General features: G+C 64.3%; 12 protein-coding genes and 1 tRNA gene. 12 read left to right on the forward strand and 1 reads right to left on the reverse strand.

The features are described from left to right. The 9 genes from VOI29_RS17855 to VOI29_RS17895 all read left to right on the forward strand — a co-directional run. Positions 1 to 558 (forward strand): aminotransferase class III-fold pyridoxal phosphate-dependent enzyme (locus tag VOI29_RS17855; protein WP_323781667.1); only part of this gene is annotated, 558 nt, incomplete at its 5' end. A 2-nt stretch (positions 559 to 560) separates the two neighbouring features. Beyond that, positions 561 to 1,178: a pimeloyl-ACP methyl esterase BioG family protein gene (locus VOI29_RS17860; protein ID WP_323781670.1), complete on the forward strand. Its 618-nt coding sequence runs from the start codon at positions 561 to 563 to the stop codon at positions 1,176 to 1,178. Then, complete coding sequence (locus tag VOI29_RS17865; protein ID WP_323781673.1) at positions 1,175 to 1,966, forward strand: methyltransferase domain-containing protein; 792 nt, start codon at positions 1,175 to 1,177, stop codon at positions 1,964 to 1,966. Before VOI29_RS17860 ends, VOI29_RS17865 begins: the two co-directional genes overlap by 4 nt. 183 nt (positions 1,967 to 2,149) lie before the next feature. After that, the gene (locus VOI29_RS17870; protein ID WP_323781675.1) at positions 2,150 to 3,118 is read left to right on the forward strand and encodes an ABC transporter substrate-binding protein; all 969 of its coding nucleotides are present in this window, start codon (positions 2,150 to 2,152) and stop codon (positions 3,116 to 3,118) included. Between the two features lie 394 nt (positions 3,119 to 3,512). Then, positions 3,513 to 4,478, forward strand: a complete 966-nt coding sequence (locus VOI29_RS17875; RefSeq protein ID WP_323781679.1) for an ABC transporter substrate-binding protein — start codon at positions 3,513 to 3,515, stop codon at positions 4,476 to 4,478. A 10-nt stretch (positions 4,479 to 4,488) separates the two neighbouring features. Then, a complete protein-coding gene (locus tag VOI29_RS17880) occupies positions 4,489 to 5,553 on the forward strand; it encodes a betaine/proline/choline family ABC transporter ATP-binding protein (protein WP_323781682.1) in 1,065 nt (354 codons plus the stop codon). Further along, positions 5,553 to 7,589, forward strand: coding sequence for an ABC transporter permease (locus VOI29_RS17885; RefSeq protein ID WP_323781685.1), 2,037 nt, complete (start codon positions 5,553 to 5,555; stop codon positions 7,587 to 7,589). The genes VOI29_RS17880 and VOI29_RS17885 overlap by 1 nt, the downstream gene beginning before the upstream one ends. 124 nt (positions 7,590 to 7,713) lie before the next feature. After that, positions 7,714 to 8,376: an NnrU family protein gene (locus VOI29_RS17890; protein WP_323781687.1), complete on the forward strand. Its 663-nt coding sequence runs from the start codon at positions 7,714 to 7,716 to the stop codon at positions 8,374 to 8,376. A gap of 62 nt (positions 8,377 to 8,438) precedes the next feature. Further along, entirely contained in the window at positions 8,439 to 8,957 is a 519-nt protein-coding gene (locus VOI29_RS17895) for a DUF2478 domain-containing protein (protein ID WP_323781690.1), read from the forward strand. A gap of 132 nt (positions 8,958 to 9,089) precedes the next feature. On the opposite strand, the gene VOI29_RS17900 is transcribed toward VOI29_RS17895, so the two are convergent. Next, positions 9,090 to 9,173: transfer RNA gene (locus tag VOI29_RS17900), tRNA-Tyr, on the reverse strand. Positions 9,174 to 9,293: 120 nt separating this feature from the next. Here VOI29_RS17900 and rlmB point away from each other — a divergent pair. The 3 genes from rlmB to VOI29_RS17915 all read left to right on the forward strand — a co-directional run. After that, entirely contained in the window at positions 9,294 to 10,070 is a 777-nt protein-coding gene (gene rlmB / locus VOI29_RS17905) for a 23S rRNA (guanosine(2251)-2'-O)-methyltransferase RlmB (protein ID WP_323781693.1), read from the forward strand. A 112-nt stretch (positions 10,071 to 10,182) separates the two neighbouring features. After that, entirely contained in the window at positions 10,183 to 10,632 is a 450-nt protein-coding gene (locus VOI29_RS17910) for a YHS domain-containing (seleno)protein (protein WP_323781695.1), read from the forward strand. Between the two features lie 205 nt (positions 10,633 to 10,837). After that, on the forward strand, positions 10,838 to 11,285 hold a 448-nt coding region (locus VOI29_RS17915), incomplete at its 3' end, for a CoA-binding protein (RefSeq protein WP_323781698.1).

Genomic DNA, 11,285 nt, shown 5'->3' on the forward strand with positions numbered 1-11,285 from the left:
ATCCTGCTGATCTTTGACGAGATCGCCACCGGCTTCGGCCGCACGGGGGAGCTGTTCGCGACCGGCTTCTGCACCGTGGAGCCGGACATCATCTGCCTCGGCAAGGGGCTGACCGGCGGGCATATCTCATTCGCCTGCACCATGACGAACGACCGCGTCGCCGAAGGGGTCGGCGGCGGCAATCCCGGGATCTTCATGCATGGGCCGACCTATATGGCCAATCCGCTGGCCTGCGCTGCGGCCAAGGCCTCGCTGGATTTGCTCACCGGGCAGGACTGGCGCGGCACCGTTGCCGCGATTGGCCAGCAGATGCTGGCTGAACTGGCGCCTGCGCGGGATCTGCCGAATGTGGCGGATGTGCGGGTGCTGGGCGCCATTGGCGTTATCGAGATGACGCATGCGGTCTCGGCGGACGAAGCCCATGCCCGGGCGCATGACATGGGCGTCTTCCTGCGCCCGTTCGGCAAGAACATCTATACCATGCCGCCCTTCATCACGTCCCCGGATCAGCTGAGCGAAATCACCGCGGGCATGCTGCGGCTGGCGCGGGAGCTGTAGTTATGGAATTCCGCTGGCTCAAACAGGACAGTGCAGCCGAGGCCATCGTGGTTTTTGGCGGCTGGGCTGTGGGGCCGGAGGTGTTCTGGCATCTGGACGGCGCGCAGGACATCCTGTTTGCCAGCGGTTACACCGATTTGGATGCTGAATTGCCGGACCTGTCCGGTTACGGGCAGGTCAGCCTGCTGGCCTGGTCTTTCGGCGTCGCCTCTTATGCTCATTGGCAGCAGGGGCGGCCTGACCCGTTCCGGCGCAAGGCGGCAGTGAACGGCAGTTTGCAGCCTGTGAACCGCGGTGCGGGCATTCCGCCTGCGGTGTTCCGCAGGACACTGGAGACGCTGAGCCTGGAAAGCTACCAAAGCTTTCTGACCCGCGTGTTCGGCGCTGAGCAAAAGGCCGAGGCGCTGGACGTGGAGGCGCGCCGCACCGAGCTCCTGGCGGTTGAGCGCCGCGGGGATGCGCCGCAGATGCGTTTTGACAGCGTCTGGATCAGCTCCGGCGACAAGATATTCCCGCCGGCCAACCTGGCACGGGCCTGGGCTGGGCAGAACGTCTCGCATCTGGATGCGCCGCATGCGCCCTTTGACCGTTTCTCGCACTGGGAGGAGCTGTTCCTGTGAAAGACACGCTGCCGCCTCAGCTGGATCAGGGACGTGTGCGCCAAAGCTTCCGCCGCGGGCTGAAAAGCTACCATGGCACCGCATCCGTGCAGGCGGACATTGCGGCGCAGCTTGCCGGTCTGCTGCAAGCGCAGGGCGCGCCCCGCCGGTTCGAGGCGGTATTGGAGTTCGGTTGCGGCACCGGCCATCTGACCCGGCAATTGCTGCAGCGGTTCACGGCCGGCAGCCTGCTTTTGAATGACCTGGTGCCCGAGGCGGCGCAGGCGCTGCAGGCGCTGGGGGGCGCAGCCCCGGCGCAGTCCCGGTTCGAGGCCGGCGCTGTCGAGACCCTGCCGCTGCCGCAGCAGTTTGACCTGATCGCCTCAGCCTCGACTGTTCAGTGGGTCGCGGACCTGCCGGCCTTGACCGCCCGGCTGGCGGCGCGGCTGAAACCCGGCGGCTGGCTGGCGCTGTCCGGCTTTGGCCGCAACCAGTTCCGCGAGTTGGCTGCGCTGGGGTCAGCCGCCGCCGCACCCAGCTATCTGGACGCCGGGGAATGGCCGTCGGTGCTGCCGGAAGGCTTGGAGATCCGGGCCGTCAGGCAGCAGCCGGCGGTGCTGGAGTTCGATACCGCCCTGGACCTGCTGAAACACCTGCGCCGGACCGGCGTCAACGGCCACGCCCAGCAAAGCTGGAGCCGCGGGCGGCTGCAGGAATTCGAGGACAGCTACCGGCAGCGCTTCGGCAGGGGCGGCAAGCTGCCGCTGACCTATGATCCGGTGCTGCTGGCGGCGCGCAGGACCGGCTAGCCGGCCAAGGCAGCCAGTTTGCGTGCTCCGCGGTTGAGGCAAGTTTTAGGTTTTTTCCGCGCCATAGGACCGCCGCTTCCGGCCGCGTGTTAACCTTTGTCAACTCCCGCCCGCTATACCGGATCCAGAGCCGTGCCCGGGGGTGCGGCGGGTGGAAATACTGGCAGTACGGGAGTGGCGCTAATGAATTTCAAAGCGTTTGCGGCAGCGCTGGGGGCGCTGGCGGTTTCAGGGGCTGTTCACGCAGCCGACATGGGGGATGCGGGGACGCCGATCCGGTTGTCGCTGAACAACTGGACTGGCCAGCATCTGTCGACATACATCGCCGGCGGCATGCTGGAAGAGGCAGGCTATACGGTGGAATACGTGGAGTCGGATCCGGCCGCCATCTATGACGAGCTGGCCGCAGGTGATGTCCACGCTCTAATGGAGATCTGGACCACCAGCAGCCCGGAGGACTATTACGCCGTGCGCGATTCCGGCGGCGTTGAGGAGTTGGGCGACATGGGGCTGGACGCCCGCAATGGTGTGGTTTTCCCGCCCTATGTGGCGCAGATGTGCCCTGGCCTGCCGGATTGGGAGGCGCTGCGCGACTGCGCAGGTATCTTCTCGGCAGATGGCAAGGGCAAGCGCGGTATCTACGTCGGCTATCCGGAATCCTGGGGGTCGCCGGGGGCGGACCGGATCCGGGCCCTGGGCCTGCCGTTTGATGTGGTTGCGGCCGACTCCGAGGCCGCAATCGTTGAGCAATTCCAGAACGCCTATAAGGAAAAGCGCCCGGTGATCGCCACCTTCTGGGCGCCGCACTGGGCGATGTCATCTTATGCGTTGCAATTTGTGCGCCTGCCGAAGCCGGAACCCGCCTGTTTCACTGATCCCTCCTGGGGGCCGAACCCCAAGGCCGCAGGCGATTGCGACTTTTACCGCGGCGGGGTGATGAAGGCGAGCTGGTCCGGATTCAAGGCGCGCTGGCCGGCTGCCCATGAGATCCTGAAGAACTACGAGCTGAGTATCTGGGACCAGCAGCCGCTGATCGGCCTGGTGGATGTCCGGGGCGAAACCCCGCAGGGCGCGGCCCGCGGCTGGCTGGCAGTGAACCGGGCCAAGTGGATGCCGATTGTCGAGGAGGCCACCGGCAAGGGCCGGTCCTGACCCGCCGGGCCCGGTTTCCGGTTTCAGTGCTCCCGCCCCGGGCGGGGGCGCTGCTGTTGTTTGCGCGCAATGGCTTGAAGCGGTATCCGCTGCCGCGCTATGCCGGATGCAGGCGTCAGTTGCGCGGAGCAGGGTGCTTTTGGAACTTGACTGATTGCACAAGAACTTAAACCGTTAATCGGAATATTTCGCATTTCCTGCCGCATCGGCTCGACAAACCGTCGTAATATGTTCCAATACTTGCATTATCCCCGGCCACACTTGGAACGTGGGCGTCTGATGGCAACAACAAGATCAGCCGCAAGGCCAGCGGCAGCCATGAACCACCGGGGTCCAAAATCAGGCGCCAAGCCGGGCAATCGGCGGCGCAAGGCCACTGACAGGGAGTAGAATAATGAACTTCAAAGGATATGCGCTGGCGCTGGGCGCCGCATCAATGACGGTTGCTGCGGGTTTTGCCTCGGCGGCGGAACTCGGCGATACCAGCAAGCCGATCAAGCTGGCAGTCAATGAATGGACCGGCCAGCATGTGACCACCCATATTGCCGCCGGGATGCTGGAGGCCGCGGGCTATGAGGTGGAATTTGTCTCGGCCGGGATGCTGAACCAGTTCCAGGCGATTGCCGATGGCGACATTCACGCGACGCTGGAAATCTGGTCGTCGAACGTCTCGGATGAATATGCCAAGAAGATCGAAGAGGGCACCGTGGTCGAACTCGGCGATCTGGAGCTGAACGCGCGCGAAGGCATCGCCTATCCGGCGCATGTGGCCGAGATCTGCCCCGGCCTGCCGGCCTGGGAAGCGCTGAAGGACTGCGCGATGCAGTTCGCCACCGCGGAAACCCTGCCCAATGGCCGCCTGGTGGATTATCCCGCCGACTGGGGCACGCCTGGCGCCGACCGCATGGCCGGGCTGGACCTGCCGTTCAAGGCCGTGCCTGCGGGCTCCGAGGCCGCCCTGATCGTTGAACTGCGCGCTGCGACTGAACGTAAGACGCCGCTGCTGGTCACCTTCTGGCAGCCGCATTGGGCGATGTCGGCCTATGATGTGAAATTTGTCGATCTGCCGCCGGGCGAAGAGGCCTGTTTCACGGATCCGGCCTGGGGCCCGAACCCGAACGCGGTGAATGATTGCGATTTCTCGCCCTCGCGCATCTTCAAGGCGGCCTGGTCCGGCACTGAGGAAACCTGGCCTGCAGCCTATGAGATCCTGTCGAATTACACTTTGGCTGTGGAAGACCAGCAGCCGATGATGGGGGCGATTGATGTGGACGGCGGCAAGGTTGAAGAGGTTGTTGCTGCCTGGTTGGCCGAGAATGAGGCCAAGTGGCGCCCGGTTGTCGACGCCGCGATCAAGTGAGCCCTGCCCAGTGAGCGGCCCTGAAGCCGGCACCGGCACGCCTGCCATCACCTGCCGGAATGTCTGGCAGGTGTTTGGCAATGACGCAGGCAGCGCCTTGAAAGAGGCGCTGGCAAACCATCACTCGCCGCATGACGCTGCCGGGGCGCTGCGCCGCAAGGGGCTGATCCCGGCGGTTCAGAATGCTTCCTTTCAAGTGAGGGAAGGGGAGTTGTTTGTGATCATGGGGCTGTCGGGCTCCGGCAAGTCGACCCTGATCCGTTGCATCTCGCATCTGCTGCACCCAACCGGTGGTGAAATCCGCATCGACGGCGAAAACATCGTCGAGGCCAGCGCCAAGCGGCTGATCGAACTGCGCCGCAAAAAGCTGGGTATGGTGTTCCAGCATTTTGGCCTGTTCCCGCATATGACGGTCGTCGAAAATGTTGCTTATCCCTTGCGGGTCCAGGGGGTGAAGAAAAAGCAACGGCAGGCCAAGGCGGAAGAGGTGATCACTCTGGTCGGCCTGCGCGGCCGCGAAAACCACTACCCGCGCGAGCTGTCCGGCGGCCAGCGCCAGCGGGTCGGCATTGCCCGCTCACTGGTGGCGGATTGCTCGGTCTGGTTCCTGGATGAGCCGTTCTCGGCACTCGACCCGCTGATCCGGCGGCAGCTGCAGGATGAATTCCTCGAGATCCAGGCCAAGCTGAAGACCACCATCGTCTTCATCACCCATGACATCAACGAGGCGCTGAAACTGGCCGACCGCATCGCCATCATGCGCGATGGCAGGATTGTGCAGATCGGCACGCCGGCCGACATCGTGCTGCGCCCGGTGGATGATTACGTGCGCGAGTTTTCCAAGGATGTGGCTAAGGGCCGCCATGCCCGTGTGGCCTCGGTGATGGAAACCGGTGCGGAGCTGGTTTATGGCGCCGATGATCCCGGCCTGCGTCAGGACATGACGCTGGATGCCGCCCTGGCACGCTGCATGGAGCTGTACGATCCGGTGCCGGTCCGGTCGGCGGACGGCCAGCTGGTTGGCGTTGTGAACCCGGCAGACCTGGCGGCGGCGCTGCAGGTGGAGCAGGGCTGATGGCGGGTCTGACAAAAGGCGCCGCGGCGGCGCTGATCGCAGCGGCGGTTGGCGCTCTGTGCCTGCTTTTGGAAAGCAGTGTGCCTTGGCTGATGAAATTTCCCGCCGCCTGGGTGCTGCCCGCCACCGACTGGGTGGGGGCCGCCATGGAGTGGTTCCTGGCGCTGATCAAACCTGCGGCCCGCAGTTTCTCGGCGCTGATGTTCTATCCGATGGAAGCCGCCAGTTACGTGCTGAGCAACACCCCCTGGCCGCTGGTCATCTGCGCCACCGCGGCATTGGCCTGGACCCTGGGCGGGGTGCGGATGGCGCTGATGGCCATCGCAGGTCTGGGGTTCGTGCTGGCGTCGGGCTACTGGCCCGAGAGCATGAATACGCTGGCGCTGGTCGCGGTCTCGGTACCGCTGGCGCTGATCATCGGCGGCAGCATCGGCATTCTGGCCAATGAATACCCGAAGATCCGCAAACCGGTGCAGGCGCTGCTGGACATCATGCAGACGGTTCCGACCTTTGCCTATCTCACCCCCTTGCTGGTGCTGTTCGGCTTTGGCCCGGTGGTGGGGCTGATTGCCTCCGCCATCTATGCCGCGCCGCCAATGGCCCGCAATGTGCTGCTTGGCCTGGAGCGGGTGGAGCCCGAGATCAAGGAGGCCGCCGTCATGGCCGGCGGCACCCGCCTTCAGCAGCTGTTCCAGTGCGAGATCCCTTCCGCCGGGCAGCAGATCATGGTCGGTGTCAACCAATGCCTGATGGCGGCGCTGTCGATGGTGATCATCGCCGCCGTGATCGGCGGCTTTGACGATATCGGCTGGGAGGTCCTTTTGACCATGCGCAAGGCGCAGTTCGGCCAAAGCCTGCTGGCGGGGCTGGTGATCGTGATCTTTGCAATCCTGATCGACCGGATGAGCGGCACCCTGACCGAAGACCGGCGCGAGAAACACGACCCGCGCATCGCCTGGGGCATTCTGGCCACCGGCGCGGCGGTGAGTGCGGCCTTCTGGGGCAGCCTTCAGCAGCCCGGCGCCTATGCCCTGTTCAACCCGGTGGCGGACAGTGTGGACAGGGGGCTGTCGGCCTTTACCACTGCAAATGCCGATGCGCTGACGGCGCTGAAGACCAACGTGCTGTTCTATGTGCTGCTGCCGCTGCGGATCGGGCTGGATCAGGCGGTGCTGCCCTTCACCTGGGGCTTTGCCTGGACCCCGGCGATGAGCCTGGGACTGTTTGCGGCGGCCGCCGCTGCGGGGCTGGTCCTGGCCCTGCGCGGCCGACTGGCGCTGGGCGTGATGCTGCTGATTGCCGCCGGCATGCTGGAAACGGGTATCTCGCAGCTGCCCTGGCCCTTTGTGCTGGTGGGCGCCGGGGCGCTGGGCTGGGTGGCTGGCGGGCGCGGGCTGGCGATCCTGACCGTGGTCCTGCTCGGTACCATCCTGATCTCCGGCCTGTGGGAGCGGGCGCTGCTGTCGCTGTATCTCTCCGGTGCTGCGGTGTTTGCCTGCGCGGTGATGGGCGGCGCGATCGGCCTTGCCTCGGCGGTGTCGCCGGGCCTGTGGCGGGTGGTGCGCCCGACCTGCGACATGCTGCAGACGATCCCGCTGTTCGTCTTCCTGATTCCGGTGCTGATGGTGTTCCAGATCGGCGAGTTCTCGGCCTTCCTGGCGATCATCGCCTATGCCATCGTGCCGATGATCCGCTACACCCGGCATGGGCTGGTCGCAACGCCGGAAGAGATGATCGAGGCCGCAACCGCCTCCGGTGCCACCAGATGGCAGACGCTCAAGGACATTCGCGCGCCTTATGCGGCGCCGTCGATCCTGCTGGGGCTGAACCAGACCATCCTTTACGCCTTTGCAATGCTGGTGATTGCGGCGCTGATCGGCACCACCGGCCTGGGCCAATCGATTTATCTGGCGCTGGGGCAGGCGGATGTCGGGCTGGGCATTTCCGCCGGGGCGGCGATGGCGATCCTGGCGCTGATTGCCGACCGCATGGTGCAGGGCTTTGCCGAGGAGCGGCGCAAGGCGCTGGGGCTGTAAGCCTGGCTGCAGCGACATGAGAAGGGCGCCCCGGCGGCGCCCTTTTTTGATCTGGGGCAACGTTCTATACTGCCCGCCCGCGTATAGCCTTGATCGAGACTGATCTAATTCTGGAGAAACCCCGATGGGCTGGCTTGAATTCACCGCGGCGCTGGCACTGTTTCTGTTCAGCTACGCGATCCCGGTGCGCCCGCCGGTGCGGCCCTGGCTGGTGCGCCACTTGGGGCTGGGCGGCTATACCATTGCCTACAGCCTGCTGTCGCTGGCAATTCTGGCCTGGCTGGCCGTGGCGGCGGCACGGGCGCCTTATGCCGGGGTGCTGCCACATTGGAACCTCTTGCGCTGGGCGCCGCTTCTGCTTATGCCGCTGGCCTGCCTGCTGGCTGTGGCGGGGATGATGCGGCAGAACCCGTTCAGTTTCGGGGGCCTGGGGCTGCGGGCCTTTGATCCGGCGGATCCCGGCATTCTGGCGGTCAGCCGCCATCCGCTGCTGGCCGCGATGGCGCTGTGGGCCGGGGCGCATCTGCTGGCCAATGGCGATCTGGCACATGTGATCCTGTTCGGCCTGTTCGCGGGGTTTGCCTGGATCGGCATGGGACTGATCGACAGCCGCACACAGCGCCGGCTGGGGCAGGGCGAATGGAACCGTCTCAGCCGCAATACAGCGCGGCTGAATCTCGCGCGCCTGCGCCCTGCAATGCTTGAGGCGGTGCCGGCGGCAGCGGTTTTCCTGATCCTGCTGATCCTGCACGCGCCTGTCATCGGCTATCAGCCTCTGCCCTGGTAGGGGTTGACCCTGCACGCCGTATGACCACCTATAAAAAGACACGAGACTGGAGAGAGTAACCGATGCACCTGGCCTATGTGATGACCCAAGAACGCGGTGCCACCGACCGATTGCTGAGTGAGCTGGCAGAGAAACTGCGAGCCAAGGGCTTTCGCCTGGCGGGCATCGTGCAGACCAATGTGGAATGCTACGACAAGGAACTCTGCGACATGGATGTGCGGGTTCTGCCAGACGGCGAAACCATCCGGATTTCGCAATCCCTGGGCGCGGGTGCCCGCGGCTGCCGGCTGAACCCGGAAGCGCTGGAACGGGCGGTCGGGAAGGTCTCGGCCGCGCTGCAATCCGAACCGCGGCCGCAGCTGATGATCGTCAATAAATTCGGCAAGCATGAGGCCGACGGACGCGGCATGCGCCCCATCATCGGGGAGGCGCTGGCATTGGGCATTCCGGTGATTTCCGGCGTCAACAAAATGAATGTGGAGCCGTTCCAGGCTTTTGCCGACGGCATGGCGGTGGCGGCGGGGCCGGATCTGGACGCGTTGATCGCCTGGGCGGACCAGGCCGTGGCCGAAACCGCCTGACCGGCACATTCGCATTCTAAATCAATTGGAAAGCCCGCGAACTTCATGCGGGCTTTTTGCTGTGCCGGGCAGCGTTCAGCCTGTTCAGCTTGCAGCTGAACCACCATCGTCCGGTCTGTAAAAGAGAGAAGATGGTGGGCGACCCTGGAATCGAACCAGGCGTGCGTCTCCGCGAGGGAGTTACAGTCCCCTGCCACACCTTGCGGCCTGTCGCCCACTGTCAGGTGAGTGTTGCACCTGACGTGGAGGCGTGATTACTAGCAGGCCAAACGGGCGTCAACAGGAAAATCGCAAGTTTTTCAAAGCGCCCGGAAATTCTTTCTGCTGGAGAGCAAAATGTCCAAGAAACCCAAATGGGTCGTCGAAAAAGAACAGTCCAAAAAGGCCGCTTCGGCAGAAACTGTATGGCTGTTCGGGCTGCATGCGGTGCGCGATGCGCTGATGAATCCCCAGCGGGAAAAACTGCGCCTGATGGTGACCATGAACGCCGAAGTGAAACTGTCCGATGCGATTGCGGCCTCGGGCGTCGAGGCCGAGGTGATCGACCCGCGCAAGTTCAATCCGCCGATCGATGCGCAGTCGGTGCACCAGGGCGCGGCGCTGGAAGTGAAGCCGCTGAACTGGGGCGGTCTGGCAGAAAATTGCATCGGCCGCGAGGCGCCGCGGGTCTTGCTGCTGGACCGGGTGACCGATCCGCATAACGTCGGCGCGATTCTGCGCTCGGCCGAGGTGCTGGGTGCCAGCGCGGTGATCGGCACCCGCCATCACTCGGCGCCGGAAACCGGGGCGCTGGCCAAGACCGCCAGCGGCGCGCTGGAACGCCAGCCCTACCTGCGGATGCGCAACCTGTCTGATAACATCACCGAACTGCAGCGGATGGGCTTCATCGTGCTGGGGCTGGACGGCGAGGCGGATCAGACCGTCGAGGCCGCGCTGGACGGCAAGAAGCACCTGCCTGTGGCCCTGGTGCTGGGCGCCGAAGGCCCGGGACTGCGGCAGAAAACCAAGGAGACCGTTGACGGGCTGGTCAAGATTGACGCCGCGGGCGGCTTTGGCTCGCTCAATGTGTCCAACGCGGCCGCCATCGCGCTTTATGCCTCTATCGCCCGGTAGGGCCGCGGTGCCGGCCGTCACAGGCTGATCACATCTGCGTATACCGCCTTTGCAAAGGCGGAGCGGTGCGGCAGAGTCAGAAGTCTGTTGCAGCAAGTGAATGGAGTGCAATGTGGCCTTGCGTCTGGTCCTGATGGCCGTTGCGGTGATGGTGATGTCCCTGCCGGGGGCGGTGCGGGCGGATGCTGCTGTTTACTCCTCTCGCGCAGGGGTCGCTATCGGCGGCTATGATGCAGTTGCGTTCTTCGAACACGGCGCGGCAGAGCCCGGACGGCGCAGCCATGCGGTGATGTGGAAGGGTGTCGTCTGGCGCTTTGCCTCGGCCCGCAATCAGGCGCTGTTCGAGGCCAATCCCCGGGCCTTTGCGCCAGCCTTTGGCGGCTATTGCGCCTATGCAGTGTCGCAGGGGCAGCTGCATGACGGAAACCCGCAGATCTGGGCCATCGTGGACGGAGATCTGTATCTTCTGAACAACCGAAGGGTTCATCATCTGTGGCGCGCAGACACCGTGCAATTGATTGCGGACGGGCGTGCCCACTGGCCTGCGGTTCTGCGCAAATAGCCTGTCACCTCACAAATGCGAGAGGTGGTCTTTTATTTTTTCAACTGTGGCCCATATTCAATAGGGACTGCGGAATGGAACCACCGCAGATCTTTTTCACTGTCCCTCGTTCCATACCTAGCGCCCGGTTCGTCCGGGCGCTTTTTTCTGGGCCGGAGGTGAATCCGGCTTTGCGGATGCGGAAGGCAGGGCTAGGGTGCGCGGCATGACGGAATACAGTGATAACCATCTGAAAGCGGTCCTGCAGCGGGCCAAGACAGTGGCCGTGGTCGGTGTGTCGATGAACCCGGTGCGCCCCAGTTATTACGTGGCGCGGTATCTGGGGCTCAAAGGCTACCGGGTGATTCCTGTGAACCCCGGCCATGCAGGCAAGATGCTGTTCGGGGAAACAGTGCGGGCCGGCCTTTCTGAAATCGATGTGCCGGTGGACATGGTCGACATCTTCCGCCGTTCCGAGGCGGTGCCGCCCATTGTGGACGAGGCGCTGGAGTGGTTCCCTGAGCTGCAGGCCATCTGGATGCAGATCGGTGTGGAACATGCCGAAGCCGCTGCAAGGGCAGAGGCGCGCGGTGTCACTGTGATCCAGAACCGCTGCCCCAAGATCGAATACCAGCGCCTGTTCGGAGAACTGCGTTTTGGCGGTTTTGCCACCG

This window comes from Leisingera sp., from assembly GCF_034669605.1.
In the GTDB taxonomy this organism is placed as follows: domain Bacteria; phylum Pseudomonadota; class Alphaproteobacteria; order Rhodobacterales; family Rhodobacteraceae; genus Leisingera.